Annotated in this window: 18 protein-coding genes; 16 read left to right on the forward strand and 2 right to left on the reverse strand. The window is 72.4% G+C overall.

Going from position 1 to position 16,374, the window contains the following annotated elements; translation table 11 throughout:
* The first annotated feature begins 36 nt into the window (after positions 1-36).
* From AC2H4J_RS10865 to AC2H4J_RS10875, 3 genes are read left to right on the forward strand one after another with little or no spacing between them, the layout of a single operon-like run.
* Complete coding sequence (locus tag AC2H4J_RS10865) at positions 37-1,593, forward strand: HD domain-containing phosphohydrolase (RefSeq protein ID WP_487464872.1); 1,557 nt, start codon at positions 37-39, stop codon at positions 1,591-1,593.
* Between the two features lie 57 nt (positions 1,594-1,650).
* Positions 1,651-2,079: a nuclear transport factor 2 family protein gene (locus tag AC2H4J_RS10870; protein ID WP_487464873.1), complete on the forward strand. Its 429-nt coding sequence runs from the start codon at positions 1,651-1,653 to the stop codon at positions 2,077-2,079.
* The gene (locus AC2H4J_RS10875; RefSeq protein ID WP_487464874.1) at positions 2,076-2,441 is read left to right on the forward strand and encodes a DsrE family protein; all 366 of its coding nucleotides are present in this window, start codon (positions 2,076-2,078) and stop codon (positions 2,439-2,441) included. Before AC2H4J_RS10870 ends, AC2H4J_RS10875 begins: the two co-directional genes overlap by 4 nt.
* Here AC2H4J_RS10875 and AC2H4J_RS10880 read toward each other — a convergent pair.
* Positions 2,431-3,300: an alpha/beta fold hydrolase gene (locus tag AC2H4J_RS10880; RefSeq protein ID WP_487464875.1), complete on the reverse strand. Its 870-nt coding sequence runs from the start codon at positions 3,298-3,300 to the stop codon at positions 2,431-2,433. The genes AC2H4J_RS10875 and AC2H4J_RS10880 overlap by 11 nt on opposite strands.
* Positions 3,301-3,425: 125 nt before the next feature.
* On the opposite strand from AC2H4J_RS10880, the gene AC2H4J_RS10885 reads away from it, so the two are divergent.
* Genes AC2H4J_RS10885 through AC2H4J_RS10900 form a run of 4 tightly spaced genes read left to right on the forward strand, consistent with a single transcriptional unit; the run spans position 3,426 to position 7,382 of the window.
* The gene (locus AC2H4J_RS10885; protein ID WP_487464876.1) at positions 3,426-3,950 is read left to right on the forward strand and encodes a PadR family transcriptional regulator; all 525 of its coding nucleotides are present in this window, start codon (positions 3,426-3,428) and stop codon (positions 3,948-3,950) included.
* The gene (locus AC2H4J_RS10890) at positions 3,947-4,639 is read left to right on the forward strand and encodes an ABC transporter ATP-binding protein (protein WP_487464877.1); all 693 of its coding nucleotides are present in this window, start codon (positions 3,947-3,949) and stop codon (positions 4,637-4,639) included. Before AC2H4J_RS10885 ends, AC2H4J_RS10890 begins: the two co-directional genes overlap by 4 nt.
* On the forward strand, positions 4,636-6,891 hold the full coding sequence (locus tag AC2H4J_RS10895; RefSeq protein WP_487464878.1) for an ABC transporter permease: 2,256 nt from the start codon (positions 4,636-4,638) through the stop codon (positions 6,889-6,891). Before AC2H4J_RS10890 ends, AC2H4J_RS10895 begins: the two co-directional genes overlap by 4 nt.
* A gap of 38 nt (positions 6,892-6,929) precedes the next feature.
* Entirely contained in the window at positions 6,930-7,382 is a 453-nt protein-coding gene (locus tag AC2H4J_RS10900) for a group II truncated hemoglobin (protein WP_487464879.1), read from the forward strand.
* A 2-nt stretch (positions 7,383-7,384) separates the two neighbouring features.
* Here the strand turns inward: AC2H4J_RS10900 and AC2H4J_RS10905 are convergent, their stop codons facing one another.
* Positions 7,385-8,434 (reverse strand): Gfo/Idh/MocA family oxidoreductase, encoded by a 1,050-nt coding sequence (locus AC2H4J_RS10905; RefSeq protein WP_487464880.1) that lies wholly within the window; start codon positions 8,432-8,434, stop codon positions 7,385-7,387.
* A 64-nt stretch (positions 8,435-8,498) separates the two neighbouring features.
* Here AC2H4J_RS10905 and AC2H4J_RS10910 point away from each other — a divergent pair, with 64 nt between their 5' ends.
* The 9 genes from AC2H4J_RS10910 (at position 8,499) to AC2H4J_RS10950 (ending at position 16,212) form a co-directional block, all read left to right on the forward strand.
* Positions 8,499-9,161 (forward strand): prepilin peptidase, encoded by a 663-nt coding sequence (locus AC2H4J_RS10910; RefSeq protein ID WP_487464881.1) that lies wholly within the window; start codon positions 8,499-8,501, stop codon positions 9,159-9,161.
* 176 nt (positions 9,162-9,337) lie between these two features.
* Positions 9,338-9,547, forward strand: coding sequence for a Flp family type IVb pilin (locus AC2H4J_RS10915; protein ID WP_487464882.1), 210 nt, complete (start codon positions 9,338-9,340; stop codon positions 9,545-9,547).
* A gap of 93 nt (positions 9,548-9,640) precedes the next feature.
* Complete coding sequence (locus tag AC2H4J_RS10920; RefSeq protein ID WP_487464883.1) at positions 9,641-10,051, forward strand: TadE/TadG family type IV pilus assembly protein; 411 nt, start codon at positions 9,641-9,643, stop codon at positions 10,049-10,051.
* Positions 10,039-11,004: a pilus assembly protein TadG-related protein gene (locus AC2H4J_RS10925; RefSeq protein ID WP_487464884.1), complete on the forward strand. Its 966-nt coding sequence runs from the start codon at positions 10,039-10,041 to the stop codon at positions 11,002-11,004. Before AC2H4J_RS10920 ends, AC2H4J_RS10925 begins: the two co-directional genes overlap by 13 nt.
* 16 nt (positions 11,005-11,020) lie before the next feature.
* On the forward strand, positions 11,021-11,782 hold the full coding sequence (gene cpaB, locus AC2H4J_RS10930; protein ID WP_487464898.1) for a Flp pilus assembly protein CpaB: 762 nt from the start codon (positions 11,021-11,023) through the stop codon (positions 11,780-11,782).
* On the forward strand, positions 11,779-12,972 hold the full coding sequence (locus AC2H4J_RS10935) for a CpaE/TadZ family protein (RefSeq protein ID WP_487464885.1): 1,194 nt from the start codon (positions 11,779-11,781) through the stop codon (positions 12,970-12,972). The genes cpaB and AC2H4J_RS10935 overlap by 4 nt, the downstream gene beginning before the upstream one ends.
* Entirely contained in the window at positions 12,969-14,381 is a 1,413-nt protein-coding gene (locus AC2H4J_RS10940) for a TadA family conjugal transfer-associated ATPase (protein WP_487464886.1), read from the forward strand. The genes AC2H4J_RS10935 and AC2H4J_RS10940 overlap by 4 nt, the downstream gene beginning before the upstream one ends.
* The gene (locus AC2H4J_RS10945; protein ID WP_487464887.1) at positions 14,378-15,319 is read left to right on the forward strand and encodes a type II secretion system F family protein; all 942 of its coding nucleotides are present in this window, start codon (positions 14,378-14,380) and stop codon (positions 15,317-15,319) included. The genes AC2H4J_RS10940 and AC2H4J_RS10945 overlap by 4 nt, the downstream gene beginning before the upstream one ends.
* Complete coding sequence (locus AC2H4J_RS10950) at positions 15,319-16,212, forward strand: type II secretion system F family protein (protein ID WP_487464888.1); 894 nt, start codon at positions 15,319-15,321, stop codon at positions 16,210-16,212. Before AC2H4J_RS10945 ends, AC2H4J_RS10950 begins: the two co-directional genes overlap by 1 nt.
* Positions 16,213-16,374: the final 162 nt, after the last annotated feature.

Genomic DNA, 16,374 nt, shown 5'->3' on the forward strand with positions numbered 1-16,374 from the left:
CACCTACGCACGGCATGGATGCGTGAGGATCCGGCCGTGACCCGTTCCGGTGCGCCAGTCAGGCTCGCGGACCTCGTCGCCACGTTGTCTCTGTTGTCCGACCTCGGCATGGGCCGGCCCATGGAGCGGGTCCTCCGGCAGACCGTGGTCACGCTGCGCCTGGCCGACGCGGCGGGCCTCGACAACTCCGTCCGGTCCGCGGCGTACTACACGTCGCTGCTCACCTGGGTCGGCTGCGCCGCCGACACCAGCGAGCTGGCCGAGCTGTTCGGCGACGAGGTCGAGCTGTACGCCGATACCCACGACGGCGATCTGGGCGGCGTCTCCATGGCCCTCTTCGTGGCTCGTCACCTCGGCAACGGCAGCTCCGGGCTGCGGCGGGTGGGCATGGTCGGCCGCTTCCTGGCCACCGCGGGCCGCTCGGTGCAACGCGTCATGGAGGCGCACTGCCAGTCGGCCAGCGATCTGGCCGAGCGGCTGGATCTGGGCGAGGAAGTGAGTCGCCCGCTGCTCCAGGCCTTCGAGCGGTGGGACGGCCGTGGCGTGCCCGGGCAGGTCGCCGGCGACCAGCTGGCCCCGGCGATGCGCCTGGTGCACCTCGCCGACAACATCGAGGCCTTCCACCAGACCGGAGGGGCACAGGCCGCTCTCGCCGTCGTCCGGGATCGGCGGGGCACCCAGTTCGATCCAGGCCTCGCCGACTGCTTCGTCGAGCGGCACGGCGAGATCCTCGCCGGGCTGGACTCCATCCGGGCGTGGGACGAGGTGATCGCGCTCGACCCGCGGCTGGGGTCCGTCCTTGCCGGCGACCGGCTGGACCTGGCGCTGCAGGCCTTCGCCGACTTCGCCGACCTCAAGTCCCCTCCGCGAATCGGGCACTCGCGCGGTGTCGCCGTCCTGGCCTCGGACGGTGCCCGGCGCTTGGGGCTGGCGGACGAGGACGTCGCCCTCGTGCGGCAGGCAGCCTGGCTGCACGACCTGGGGATGATCGGGATTCCCAGTGCCGTCTGGAACGAGACCAGGCCGTGGACCCTGGCACAGCGGGAGCGGGCGCGGACCCATCCCTATCTGACCGAGCGGATGCTGGCACGGATACCGCCGCTGACCGCCGTGGCGCGCTGCGCGGCCCAGCACCACGAGCGGCTGGACGGATCCGGCTACCCGCACGGGCTGACGGCCGATTCCCTGCCCATGACGTCGCGTGTGCTGGCGGCGGCCGATGTCGTCCATGCCCTGGGGCAACCGCGTTCGCATCGGGCGGCCTTCGCGTCCCGGGAGGCGGCGGCCGTCGTCGGGCAGGAGGTCCGTGCCGGACGACTGGACGGCGATGCGGTCGATGCGGTCCTCGCCGCCGCGGGCCACCGGGTGCGCCGGCTCGACGGCCCCTCGACAGCGTTGACGGCGCGTGAACGGCAGGTGCTCATCGAGCTCGGCCGGGGGCTGTCCAACCGGCAGATCGCCGACGCCCTCACCGTCTCGCGCAAGACCGTCTCCACGCACCTCGAGCACATCTATCTCAAGCTCGGGGTGTCCACGCGCACGCAGGCGGCGCTGTTCGCCATGCGGCACGGGCTCGTGGGCGACGGCGCGTAGAAAGATCGGGCAGTTGCCCGAGTCGGGCGGCCGGGTCCGCGCAATAGAACGACAGCCATGACCACGACGACTGCACGACCGCCGATCCCGGCCCGTTCCGACGCGCCGCTGTTCTCCGTCGCCGGGGCCTTCCTCGAGGGCCTCGCCGCGCAGGACTTCACCGGCCTCGCGGGCACCCTGTCCGACGACGCCCACCTGACCGCGCTGGTGCCCAGCGGATTCAAGCAGTGGCACGGCGCCGAGCAGATCGGTGCGACCTTCCGGCGATGGTTCGGCGACGTCGACGACTTCGACCTCGTCGACGCCTCCGTCGGGGAGGTCGGCGGACGGCTGCACCTCCGCTGGCGGGCCCGTGTGCGAGCGCCGCACCTCGGTGCGGGCTGGTTCGTGGTGGAGCAGCAGGTCTACGCCGACACGGGTGTCGATGGCCGGATCGCGCGGCTGTTCCTGCTCTGCTCGGGCTTCTGCCGCGAGCCGCTGTCATGAGCGACAAGGCCGCCATCAGCCTCGCGACCGGCCTCGAGGACGCCGAGCGCGTGACCGTGGCCCTCCTCGTCGCCGTCGGTGCTGCGGAGTCCGGCCGGCCCACGCTGATGTTCCTGACCAAGGAGGCGGTGCGCCTGGCCACCGACGCCTTCGCCGTCGGCACCGCCTGTGTCGGATGCCCCGACATCCCGACCCTCATGACGCGATACGCCGCAGCTGGCGGCACGCACCTCGTCTGCCCGATCTGCGTCAACGCGAAGGGCATCGACCCGGGCACCTTCGTGGCCAACGCCGCGCTCGGCGGCACCGTGCAGCTGTGGGAGTGGATCGGTCCGGAGGCCGCCAGCTGCTTCAGCTACTGACCAGGACCGCGCGCAGCCGGGCGGCGAATGCTTCCGGCTCGCCCGGCTGGCCGTACTCGTCGCCCATGAACCCGCCGTGGTTGCCGGGGAAGGCGACCAGCTCGGCGCCCAGCAGCGCAGCCATCGCATCGGCGGCGCGGGCCGCCATCGTCTGCCCGGAGGCCGCGCCCCGCGCGAGCACGATCCGGGTGGGTGCCGCCCGGAGTACCTCGACGTCTGGCCGGTAACCGGTGAGGCCGCCGATGTTCTGCGCGAGGAGGGGGTCGTCGCGGCGGCCGTCGTCCTCGGTCGGCAGACCGAACTGCGCGGGGTCGACCGACGGCGGCCGGTAGCCCTCGGGCATCAGCCCGTCGTGGCCGACGAGCAGGATGAACATCGCCATCGCCGGCCCGAACCCGTCCCGCTGGTAGGTCTCGCGCATGTGCCGGATCGCCGCGGTCTGCGCGTCGCGGTCGGGCAGGATCGTGGCCAGCGGCGGCTCGTGCGCAACCAGCGTGCGCACCTGCTCGCCGCGCCCGGCGACCCAGGCCAGTGCGTTGACTGCCCCGCCGCTGCTGGCGAGCACGTCGACCGGCCCGCCTCCGATGGTCTCGACGAGCCGGACCAGGTCGGCCGCGTGGAGGTCGGGTGTCAGTTCCCCTGCGCCGTCGTGGCGGGGGCTGCGACCCACACCGCGTGGGTCGTAGGTGACCACGGGCCGGTCGGGGAACAGGCCGGCCAGCGTCGCGAAGCCGTCGGCGCCCATGGGGCAGCCGACGATCAGCAACGGGGTGCCGGTGCCGAGCCTGCCGCGCACGTCGTAGGTGATGGTGGCGCCCGGTGCCTCGAGCGTCTGGGTGCTGATCGTGGGCGTGGTCATCGGAGGCTCCCGGGCTCGAAGGGCGGCGTCGTGAAGGAGACCGCGCGGGGCCGGAGAAGTCATCGGCCGGCTGGGCGCCCTCCTGTCTTCCCTCGGCGTATACACCGAGTGTATGGTGCCGCGGCATGACGGTACCGCTGGCACTTCTGGGGCTGCTCGAACGCGAACCGAGCCACGGATACGACCTCAAGCGCGACTACGACACCTTCTTCGGCCGGGGGAAGCCGCTGCAGTTCGGGCAGGTCTACTCGACGCTCGCCCGGCTGGCCCGGGACGGCAAGGTGATCGCGGCCGAGGCCGAGCCCGGCGCCGGGCCGGACCGCAAGCGCTACGTCATCACCGAGCAGGGCGTCAGCGACATCGAGACCTGGCTCGCCGAACCGGTCGCTCCCGAACCGAGCCTGCAGACCGTGCTGTTCGTGAAGGTCGTGCTGGCTCTCATGTCGGGGCGGTCGGCGGAGAACTACCTGGACCGTCAGCGGGCCGCGCACATGCAGCGGATGCGCGAGCTGACCGAGCTGCGCCGCTCGGGCAGCCTGGTCGACGCACTGCTCGCCGACCACGGCCTGTTCCACCTCGAGGCCGACCTGCGCTGGATCGAACTCACCGCCGCCCGGCTGGACGCGCTGGCGAAGGAGATCGGGGCATGAACGGTCAGGCCGCACCGCTGATCGAGGCGCGGGACGTGCACCTCTCCTTCGGCCCCACCCCGGCGCTGCGCGGCGCGAGCGTCGCGGTCGCGCCGGGGGAGATCCTCGCGGTCATGGGGCCCAGCGGCTCCGGCAAGTCGACGCTGTTGCACTGCCTGGCCGGCATCCTGCGTCCGGACGCCGGGGAGATCCACGTCGGCGGGCGGCGGATCGACACCCTCGACGAGAACGCCCGCAGCGCACTGCGGCGCGACCGCTTCGGCTTCGTCTTCCAGTTCGGCCAGCTCGTGCCGGAGCTGACCGCCGAGGAGAACGTCGCCCTGCCCCTGCTGCTGAGCGGCGTCCGTCGCTCGGAGGCCCTGAGCCGGGCGCAGGTGTGGTTCGAGCGGCTCGACCTGCCCGGTCTCCAGCGCCGGCGCTCGGGCGAGCTCTCCGGCGGCCAAGCCCAGCGGGTCGCCCTGGCCCGCGCCCTGGTCGCCGAGCCGCAGGTGCTGTTCGCCGACGAGCCGACCGGGTCGCTGGACTCGCTGACCGGTGAGCAGGTCATGGACCTGCTGGTGGCCTCGGCCCGCGACGAGGGGACGACGGTCGTGCTGGTGACCCACGACGCACGGGTGGCCGCCTACGCCGACCGGGAGATCATCGTGCGGGACGGCAAGGTGGCCGTCCCCGACCTCGTCGTGTCGTGATCCGGCTCGGGCTGCGGCTGGCCGTCACCGGCGGCCGCGAGGCACTGGGACGGCTGGCGCTCATCGCCATCGCCGTGGCCATCGGCACCGGGCTGCTGCTCACGACACTGTCGGGCATCAACGCCGTCAACGCGCAGAACGCCAAGTACGCCTGGTTGGAGACCGGCTACACGGGGTCGAATGCGCCCGCGGACGACTCGGGCACCGATCCGCTGTGGTGGCGGCTCCGGGCCGACTACTACCAGGGCCGGCTGATCGGCCGGGTCGACGTCGCCGCGACCGGCCCGGAATCGCCCGTCCCGCCCGGCATCCCCGCACTCCCGGCGGCGGGGACGTACTACGCGTCGCCCGCGATGGTGCAGCTGCTGCGCGAGGCCCCCGCCGACCAGCTCGGCGACCGGTATCCCGGCACCCTGGCCGGCACGATCGGCGAGGCCGCGCTGCCTGCGCCGGACACCCTGATCCTGATCGTCGGCCGCAGCGTCGACGAGCTGTCCGCCGAGCCCGAGGCGCAGACCGTCAGCCGGATCAGCACCACGGTGCCGAGCAGCTGCCGGGGCGAGTGCGCGCTGGGGGTCGGCACGAACGACAACGGCATCACGCTCATCCTGACGGTAGTCGCGGTGGCCCTGTTGTTCCCCGTGCTCATCTTCATCGGCGGTGCCACCCGGTTGGCCGCCGCGCGGCGCGAGCAGCGGTTCGCCGCGATGCGGCTGGTCGGGGCCACGCCCCGGCAGGTGGCGACCATCGCCACCGTCGAGTCGACGGTGGCCGCCCTCGCCGGCGTCGCCGTCGGCTTCGGCCTCTTCTTCCTCCTCCGGCCCGCGATGGCCACCATCCCGTTCACCGGCGCCCCGTTCTTCACGGCTGACCTGACCCCCAGCCTGCGCGATCTGCTGCTCGTCGGGGTGGGCATCCCGGTCGGTGCTGCGGTCGCGGCCCGCCTCGCCCTGCGCCATGTCTCGGTCTCGCCGCTCGGCGTGGCCCGGCGGGTGACCGGACGGTCGCCCCGGGCGTGGCGGGTCGTGCCCCTGATGGTCGGCCTGGGCTGGCTCGCCTATCTGGCCTACGTCAGCGACATCGCGGCGAGCAAGGACACGACTCTGCAGTCCCGCGCCTACCTGGCGGGGGTGCTGACCGTCATGGCCGGCCTGGTGATCGCCGGACCGTGGCTCACGATGCTCGGATCCCGCCTCATGGCACGGCGCGCACAGCGGGCGGCGACCCTGATCGCCGGAAGGCGGCTGGCCGACGATCCGAAGGGCGGGTTCCGGGCGATCAGCGGGCTGGTGCTCGCCGTCTTCATCGGCACCGGAGCGACGGCCGTGATCACCACGATCGTCGACTACAACGGACAGGCGCAGGGCAGTTCGGCGACGTCGGACCAGACCCTCGTGCAGCAGTTCTTCTCCGGGCTCGGGCCGGAGAACCCAGTGGCCGCGATCCCGGACGCCGTGCGCGGCGACCTCATGAGGATCGACGGGGTGGACGGCGTCACCGTGCTCCACGCGACGCCCGGCACGAAGCAGCAGCTGTGGGTCGACGCGACCTCGTGCCGCGAACTGGCCGCCACGCCGGTGCTCGGCCGTTGCACTGCCGGGGCGGACACCGCGGCGGTCGTTCCGCAGTTCGGGCACGGCGTCATCGACACGTCGCGGCCGATGGCCGAACAGGTGTGGCCCCCGGCCGCCGTCCCGCTCGCTGACCTCGACGGGCTGCCGGTCGACACCGTCGTCATCAGCACGGACGGCTCCACGGTCGCGGTCGAGCAGGCCCGGACCGTCCTCGGGCTGGCTTTCCCGCGCACGTTCGCGCCGGAGACGCTCACCGAGTACGACGCGCACAACGCCGAACTGTCCACGCAGTATCAGCGGCTGGCGGATGTGGCGATCCTGGTGAGCCTGCCCATCGCCGGCTGCAGTCTGGCGGTGTCCGTGGCAGGTGGGCTCTCCGACCGGCGCCGTCCGTTCAGCCTCCTGCGGCTCACCGGCACGCCGCTCGCCGTCCTCCGCCGGGTCGTGCTCCTCGAGTCGGCGGTGCCGCTGCTGGTCACGGCCGCGCTGTCGGCCGGAGTCGCCCTGCTGACCGCGCACTTCTTCCTGCGCGCGCAGCTGCACGAGACGCTCCAGCCGCTCGGCGCGGACTACTACGTGCTCATCGTGACCGGGCTGGTCGCGTCGCTCGCCGTCATCGCGTCGACCCTGCCGCTGCTCACACGCATCACCGGACCCGAGACCGCGCGCAACGACTGACCTGGCGCGCGACCGCGCCCGGCTGGGACATTGCGACCATGCAGACGACGCTGTTCGAGTACGCGGGCGGTGAGCCGGCCTTCCTGGCCCTGGCGACGGCGCACCACGCGCGCTGCCTCGCCGATCCGGAGCTCAACCACCCCTTCTCGCACGACGACCTCGACCCGCAGCACGTCGAGCGGCTGGCGGCGTATTGGGCGGAGGTGATGGGCGGGCCGCCGCGGTACAGCGAACTGCCCGCCGACCAGTCCTTCCTGCTCCACCTGCACGCCGGCCACGGCGACATGAGCGATCTCGGCCGGCGGTTCGTGGAGTGCTTCGTGGCCGCCGCGGACGACGCCGGTCTGCCCGACGACGCCGAGTTCCGGGCGGCGCTTCGGGCGTACATGGAATGGGCCGTGGCCGACGTGCTGGCGTACTCCGCCCAGGGCTCGGTCGTCCCCGACGGGGTTCCGATCCCGCGCTGGTCCTGGGACGGGCTGGACCGCTGACCTCACCCCGTGAAGCGGACGACGCCACCCTCGGTCGCGCTGCGCCGCGCGGCGTCGAGCACGGTCGCGGTGGCGACGGCGTCCCGCGCGTCCACCGGGACGGGCCCCAGTCCCCGGACGGCGCGGGCGAAGGCGGGATAGAAGCCGTTCCACGCCCCGGGCAGCGTCGGCACGATCTCGCCGTGGTCCCCGCGATGCACCCGACCCCACCGGTTCGCGGGCTCCGAACCCCACGCCGGGCCGAGCGACGCGGGGGTGTGGCCGGCGAGGAGCAGCTCCTCCTGACCGTCCATCGGTCCGCCCACCACGTAGGTGCCCGTCGTCCCGGTGACCCGGAACCGGGGGCCCGGCGCCCCCTGCCGCCAGCTGCCCCACAGGTGCGAACGCCCACCGTCCGCATGCGTCAGGGCGACGAAGAAGTCGTCGTCGAGGCGGGCCTCGTTCAGGTGCCATTCGGCGTAGACGGAGAACACCGCTCCCATGAGCACCAAGGCCTGGTCGACCAGGTGGCTGCCGAAGTCGCGCAGCGTGCCCCCGCCGGACGGCGGCGGCCCCGGGTCGGGGTCCAGCCGCTCGAACCGGGACTCGAACCGGGTCAGCTCGCCCAGCACGCTCCGCGCCGCGAGGTCGCGGACCGTCAGGAAGTCGGAGTCCCAGCGGCGGTTCTGATACGGCGACAGCGGGAGTCCGCGTTCCTCCGCCAGCTCCACCGAGCGCAGCGCCGCGGCGGCGTCGAGCGCGAACGGCTTGTCACAGACCACCGCCAGGCCGAGCTCGAGCGCCCGGTCGGTGAGCTCGCTGTGCGTGTCGGCCGGCGTCGAGATGGCCACCGCCTCGGCCCCCGCCGCCGCGAGCGCCTCGAGTGACTCGAAGGTCGGCAGCCCCGGGTCGTCCCGGGCCACCAGCGCCCGGCGCTCGGGGGACGAGGTGACCACGCCGACGAACTGGCACTCCGCTGCCGAACGGAGCAGCGGCGCGTGGAACCAGCGCCCGCCGAAGCCGTAGCCCACCAACCCGATCCGGACCGGCTCCATCTGTGTGCCGCTGCTCATACCGCGCATTGTGTCCGAGCGCGGCTGCGGAACGGCCGCCAGGCGCTGTGTCAAGGTGACCGCCGTGTCCTACGCCGGCCCCGCCACGCTCGTCGTGGTGACGCTGCTGGGCGTGGTCGTCGGGGGGGTGGTCAACCGGCTGGCGGGGCGGTACCCCTGGAACAACGAGGGGGGACAGGGCAGGGCCGTCCGCCTGCCGTTCGTCGAACTCGGGACGGCGGCGCTGTTCGCCCTCACCGAAGTCCGGTTCGGGCTCTCCTGGGAGCTGCCGGCGTTCCTCGTCCTGGCGGCCACCGGTGTGCTGCTCGCCCTCGTCGACCTCCGGCACAAGACGCTCCCGAACCGGGTCACGCTGCCGGCCATCGTGGCCGGCGCGATCCTGCTCGCCGTCGCCGCGCTCGCCACGGGGGAGTGGTCGGCGTTCCTCCGGGGGGTCGTCGGGGCCGCCGTCCTCTTCGTCGTCTTCTTCGTGCTCGTGCTGATCTCGCCGCGCAGCATCGGGATGGGCGACGCGAAGCTGGCGGCCCTGCTGGGGCTCTACCTCGGCTGGCTCGGCATCGCGGCGCTCGTCCTGGGAATCGCGGCCGGATTCGTCGTCCAGGCCGTCCTCGCCCTTCTTCTACTTCTGACCCGCCGCATCGGGCTGCGCGGAGAGCTCCCGTTCGGCCCGGCGATGCTGCTGGGGGCGGCCCTGGTGATCGGCTGGGCCGGGCCGCTGTCCGGCTGAATGTGCTCACCGAGCGTCACATCTGATCCGGACGAGTGATGCCTGGGGGTGAGAACGTCCACCGTCCGGGTGAGCGGCGCTCAAGTCTCCGGCCCGCCGACTCGATCTGCTCCCTACAGCCGCGAGGCCGGGTCGTCCGATCCGGTCCGGACGGTCGATCCCCCAAGGAGCACGACATGCAGAAGCTCTACGCCACCATGTTCAGCCTCGTCGCGGTCGCGCAGCACCGCGTCCGCGAGGAGAAGGGCGCCACCGCGGTCGAGTACGGCCTGCTGGTGGGCCTGATCGCCGTCGCGATCATCGTCACCGTCGGTCTGCTCGGCGGTCAGCTGAACACCCTGTTCGAGAAGATCACGACCGCTCTCACGAAGCCGGCCGCTGCCTGACGTCACTTCCGGGCCCACGGCTGTACGGCGCAGCGGCCCCCGGTCAGGGGGGCCGCTGCGCTGTCGCACACACCCAGGAAGGCGGTGATCAGCATGAGGAAGCGTCTGCAGGCAGCGCTGCACGGAGAACGTGGCGCCACCGTGGTGGAGTTCGCCTTCGTCGTCCCGCTGCTCATCGTGCTGGTGCTCGGGATCGCCGAGTTCGGCCATGCCTTCCAGGTGCAGGGCACCCTGTCGGCCGCCGCCCGGGAGGGCGTGCGGGCCATGGCGCTGCAGAACAACACCGCAGCCGCCAGAGCCGCGGCCCGCAGCGCCGCCCCCTCGCTCAACCCGGCCCTGACCGACGCCCAGATCAAGGTCCCCCTCCCGTGCCCGGCCCCGGGCAGCGGCACGGGGAACGAGACCGTGCGTCTCACCATCGACTACCCGATGCCGTTCCTCACCGGCTTCTTCGGTACCTCCATCACCCTCCACGGAACAGGAGTCATGCGATGCAACGGCTGACCGACCTGTTCCGTGGCCGGGTCTCCGACGAGCGCGGCGCCGCCGCGGTGGTGTTCTCCCTGCTGCTCGTCCCGCTGCTCGGCTTCGCGGCGATCGCCGTCGACGTCGGCTCCCTCTACGCCGAGCGCGCTCGGCTGCAGGTCGCCGCCGACGCCGCCGCCATCGCGGTCGCCCAGGACTGCTCGCGCGGCGCCTGCGGCGACATGCTCGCCACGGCGCGCGCCATGGTCGCCGCCAACGACGGTGACGCGTCCGCGGCCCAGCCCGTACTCAACAGCGTGCCGCTGAGCGTCACGGTCGCCGGCCGGACCCCGGTCCAGCACTGGTTCGCGCCCGTGCTCGGCTTCGACTCCAGCGCCGTCAGCGCGTCGGCCACCGTCGGGTGGGGCGCGCCCAGCCGGGGCACCTCGGTGCTCCCGCTGACCTTCTCCTACTGCTCCTTCAAGTTCCAGACCGGCGGGCTCGCGACCACGACGGCGCAGGTGGTCAAGTTCAGCGAGGACGACACCAGCAGCGGCTGCACCGGCACGGGCGGGAACCAGGTACCCGGCGGGTTCGCGTTCGTCGATCCCGACGCCGGAACCTGCAAGGCGACCACCTCCCTCCAGCAGATCCTCACGTCCTCGACGGGCGTCTCGCTGCCCGGCGGCTGCACGAAGGCCGACTTCGACCGCTGGCTGAACCAGACCGTCCTCCTGCCGCTGTTCGACCAGGCCGGCGGAACAGGCACCAACGCCTGGTACCGCGTCTACGGATACGCCGCCTTCCGGCTGACCGGGTACGCCTTCAACGGCAGCAACCGCAGCGCCCAGAGCGTCTGCGGCCCGGGCAGCAACCCCAGCGTCCGGTGCATCACCGGCTACTTCACCCGCTTCGTCGAGCTGCGGGATGCCTGGACCTACAGCCCGACGGCCCCGCAGCTCGGGGCCTCCGTCCTCCGACTCATCCGATAAGGGGCGCCGAACCGTGATGCGTCGACTCCTGGCCGCCTTCGCGGCCCTCCTCCTGCTCGTGGTGGGCACGGTGGTCCTGCTGTCCTACGTCGGGGGTGCGGACGCCCGCGCCCTCGCCGGCGTCCGCTCCGTGGACGTGCTCGTGGCCGAGCAGCTGATCCCCGAGGGCACCTCGGGTGACCAGCTGGCCGACCTCGTCCGCACCGAGAGGGTGCCGGCCAAGACAGCCGTCGCGGGCCGGGTCATCGACCTCTCCGCCCTCTCCGGGCGCGTGTCCGACGCCGACATCCTGCCGGGCGAGCAGCTGCTCACCGGTCGGTTCGTCGACCCCAAGTCGCGCACGTCGCCAGGTCAGGTCGACGTGCCCGGGGGCCTGCAGGAGGTCAGCGTCCTGGTCGAACCGCAGCGCGCGGTCGGTGGCCGGCTCGCCGCCGGCGACACCGTCGGCGTGCTCGTCTCGATGACCATGCAGGACGGCACGGCAACCACGCACGCCGTGCTCCACCACGTGCTGGTCACCCAGGTGCAGGGCGCCCCGACGCCGGTCGACCCGGCCGCCCAGCAGGAAGGCGCCGACCCCTCGATGGCGTCCTCCGGCACCCCGCTGCCCTCGGGCAGCCTGCTGATCACGCTCGCCGTCGACGCCGCCCAGGCCGAGGCGGTCGTCTTCGGCATCGAGCACGGCACGCTCTGGCTCACCCTGGAGCCGGCCGGCGCCGACACCGGCGGAACCGACGTCATCACCCAGGGCAACATCTACGGAAAGGCCTTCGCATGAGCCGCGTCGTGCTCGCCGCAGCCGATGAGGACCTCACGCTGCGGGTCAAGCAGGCCGCCGACGGCGACGTCCACGTCCTTCCCCCGGGCCGGCTGCCCGCCGACCCTGCGCGCCTGTTCGAGCAGCTGCTCGACGGCGAACTCCCCGACGTCCTGGTGATCGGCCCCGGTGCCTCGCCGGACGCCGTGCTGACCCTGGCCGCGCGGCTGGACATCCAGTCGCCGGGCATCAGCGTCGTGCTCATCACCGAGGCCTCGCAGCAGATGTGGCAGGCCGCCATGCGGTCAGGAATCCGGGACCTGCTGCCGCCGTCGGCCAACGTCCCGGAGATCACCGAGGCGCTGGAGCGCGCATCGGTGGCCGCCAACGGACGGCGCCGCGTGCTGCGCCCGGCCACCGAGACCGAGCGCTACACGGGGCGGGTCATCACGATCGCGTCGCCCAAGGGCGGGGTCGGCAAGACGACGGTCTCTACCAACCTGGCCATCGGGCTCACCGCGGCCGCGCCCCAGTCGACGGTGCTCGTCGACCTCGACGTGCAGTTCGGCGACGTCGCGTCCGCGCTGAGCCTCGTGCCCGAGTACACGCTGCCCGACGTCGTCCGCGGCCCGGCCAGCGAGGACACGATGGTCCTCAAGACGTTCCTCACCCAGCACCCGAGCGGGCTGTACGCGGTCTGTGGCGCCGAGTCGCCGGCAGCAGGTGACACCGTGCGCGGGGACGACGTCACGCGGCTGCTCGCGATGCTGGCGCGCGAGTTCCGCTACGTCGTCGTCGACACCGCTCCCGGGCTGTCCGAGCAGACCCTCGCCGCGCTCGACCGGGCCACCGACGTCGTGATGCTGACCAGCATGGACGTGCCCGGCGTCCGCGGCCTGCGCAAGGAACTCGACGTCCTGCGCGAGCTGGCCATGATCCCCGCCGGACGGCACGTGGTCATGAACTTCGCCGACCCCAAGGGTGGCCTGTCGGTGCGCGACGTCGAGCTGACGATCGGCACCGGTGTGGACGTGGTCCTGCCGCGCGCCGACGGCGTGCCGGCCTCGACCAACCAGGGCGTGCCGCTGCTGGAGAACGGCAAGAAGCGCGACCCCATGGTCAAGGAGCTGCGCCGGCTGGTCTCCCGGTTCGCGGCCACGCCGCTGATGCAGCCGGGCCGCTACCGGGCCAAGCACCGGGCGGCGTCGTGAACCTCGCCGACCGTCTCGCGGCGGCCCACGGCCAGCCGGCGCCGTCGGTGGAAGCGGCACCGACCGCCGCCGTGCCCGTGCCGCGCCCCGCCGTCCCCACCCCGGTGGTCGCGCCGCCCGTTGACGCCCTCGCCCGCCTCAAGGACCGGGTGGGCAAGGCGCTGTTCGAGCGCATGGGCAGCCGGATGAACGACCCGAACCTGTCCGCCGACCAGCTGCGCACCATCGTGCTGGGCGAGCTGGACGAGGTCGTCGAGGAGGAGAAGGTCCCGCTCAGCACCGAGGAGCGGGCCCGGCTCACGGCGGAGCTGGCCGACGACGTGCTCGGCTACGGTCCGCTGCAGCGGCTGCTCGACGACGACTCGGTCACCGAGATCATGGTGAACGGCCCGGAGCACATCTACGTGGAGCAGCACGGCAAGCTCACCCGGACCGGCGTCTGCTTCACCTCCGAGGAGCACCTGCGGCGGGTCATCGACCGGATCGTCTCCCGGGTCGGCCGGCGGATCGACGAGTCCTCGCCACTGGTCGACGCGCGGCTGGCCGACGGCTCGCGCGTGAACGCGATCATCCCGCCGCTGGCCTTCAGCGGGTCGACCCTGACCATCCGCAAGTTCTCCAAGGACCCGTTCACCGTCGACGACCTGATCGGCTTCGGCACGCTCTCGCCGGAGATGGCCGAGCTGCTCGATGCCTGCGTCCAGGCGCGGCTGAACGTCATCGTGTCCGGCGGTACCGGCACCGGGAAGACGACGCTGCTCAACGTGCTGTCGTCGTTCATCCCGGACGGCGAGCGGATCGTCACCATCGAGGACGCCGTCGAGCTGCAGCTGCAGCAGGACCACGTCGTCCGCTTGGAGTCGCGGCCGCCCAACATCGAAGGCAGGGGCGCGATCACCATCCGCGACCTGGTCCGCAACTCGCTGCGCATGCGGCCGGACCGGATCGTCGTCGGGGAGTGCCGTGGCGGCGAGTCACTCGACATGCTCCAGGCGATGAACACCGGCCACGACGGCTCGCTGTCGACGGTGCACGCGAACTCTCCCCGCGACGCCATCGCGCGGCTGGAGACCCTCGTGCTCATGGCCGGCATGGACCTGCCGCTGCGGGCCATCCGCGAGCAGATCGCGTCGGCGGTCGATGTCGTCGTCCAGCTGACCCGGCTGCGGGACGGCACGCGCCGGGTCACCCACGTGACCGAGGTGCAGGGCATGGAGGGCGAGACGGTCACACTGCAGGACGCATTCCTCTTCGACTACTCCGCCGGCGTGGACACGGCCGGCAAGTTCCTCGGCAAGCCGGTGCCCACCGGCGTCCGCCCCCGGTTCACCGACCGGTTCGACGAACTCGGAATCAAGCTGTCGCCGCGCGTCTTCGGCGTTCCCGAGCTCGTGCGGAGCTGGGCATGAGCCCGCTGCTGCTCGTCGGTGGCCTCGTCCTGATCGCAGCCGGCCTCTTCCTCGTCGCGCTCGTCGTGGTGCCCGCAGGACCGCCGCGCGTGCCGCTGAGCCGGCTGGACCCGACGGTCGCGCCCCAGTCCTCCGCGCTCGCCGGTGCCGGTGCCGCCGCCGGTGCCGCCGTGGAGAAGGTGCTCGTCAAGCGAGGTCGGCTGGCCGCCGGCGCCGCCGCGCTGGAGCAGGCCGGCATGACGACGTCGCTGCCGAACTTCGTCCTCGCGGTCGGGATGTGGACGCTCGGGGCGGTCGTCCTGGGCGTGCTGCTCGTCGATCTCTGGCTGGGCCTGGCGATGGTGGCCGTCGTCCCGCTGGGCGCCCGCCTGCTCGTGACGTTCAAGGCCGGACGGCGCCAGGCGGCGTTCGCCGACCAGCTCGACGACTCGCTGCAGCTGATGGCGAGCAGCCTGCGCGCCGGACACAGCCTGCTGCGTGCCGTCGACGCCGTCTCGCAGGACGCCGCGTCGCCCACCGCCGAAGAGTTCTCGCGCATCGTGAACGAGACCCGGGTCGGCCGTGACCTGGGCGACTCGCTGGACGAGGTCGCCGAGCGGATGGGCAGCGAGGACTTCCTGTGGATCGCGCAGGCGATCGCCATCCACCGCGAGGTCGGCGGCAACCTGGCCGAGGTGCTCGACGCGGTCGGCAACACGATCCGCGAGCGCAACGCCATCCGACGTCAGGTGAAGGCGCTGTCGGCAGAAGGCAAGCTGTCGGCGCTCGTGCTCGGTGCCCTGCCGTTCGCGATCATCGGCTTCATCTCCATGACCAACCCCAGCTACCTGCACAAGTTCACCGAGAGCCTGATGGGTTACGGGATGATGGCCGCGGTCGTCGTCCTGATGCTCGTCGGTGGCTTCTGGCTCAAGAAGACGGTGGCGATCAAGTTCTGATGACCACTCTTCCCGTTCCCGTGCTGGCGGCCGCCGCCGCCGTCGTCTCCGGCGTGCTCGTCATCGCCTGGGCGCTGCTCCCGAGGACGCGCGGCCTGACCGTGCAGGCCCGCGACAACCTGGTCCGCGGCATCGCACTCCCGGCCGACCGGACCGGCCCGTCGCGGTCGCGGCTCGGCGGCCGGCTGGTCCAGGGGCTGACGCCCGACGGCACGGTCGCCCGGCTGGACCGGCTCGCCGGCCGGGCCGGACGGCCGGCCGACTGGCCGGTGTCGAAGCTGGTGGCGGCCAAACTGGTGCTGCTCGCCGTCGCCGGTGGTCTCGGTGCGCTGGTCCTCACCGCGCACGGTTCGGCCCTGTACGCCGTCCTCGTGCTGGCCGTGGCCGTCGTCGCCTACTTCCTGCCGGAGCTGCTGCTCTACAGCCGGGGCCAGGAACGGCAGGAGGCCATCGGGCTCGAGCTGGCCGACACCCTCGACCAGATGACGATCGCCGTCGAGGCGGGCCTCGGCTTCGAGTCGGCGATGAGTCGCGCGGGCAAGAACGGCAAGGGACCGCTGGCCGAGGAGCTGGTGCGCACGCTGCAGGACATCGCCGTCGGCCAGCCGCGCCGCGAGGCCTACCTGGCGCTGGCCGAGCGCACCGGCGCGCCCGACCTGCGCCGCTTCATCGGGGCCGTCGTCCAGGCCGACGCGTACGGCGTCTCCATCGCCGACGTTCTGCGCACCCAGGCGTCGGAGATGCGGCTCAAGCGGCGCCAGCGCGCCGAGGAGAAGGCCATGCAGATCCCGGTGAAGGTGATCTTCCCGCTGATCCTGTGCATCCTGCCGACGCTGTTCATCGTGCTGCTCGGCCCCGCCGTGATGGACATGATCGCGGCGTTCAGCAAGTAGTCGATGCGTCGAGTCATACGAACTCGTGGCCATCGCCGCGGCGGATTCAACTGGTCGTCGCAACACCAGCTTGTTGATCTTCGGAGAGTAGTCGGGCGAGGACTTCGGCTGGGGTCTTGAAGCCCAGGGTCTTGCGGGGGCGCCCGTTGAGTTTGGCGGCGA

This window comes from Blastococcus sp. OS1-29 (assembly GCF_057628075.1).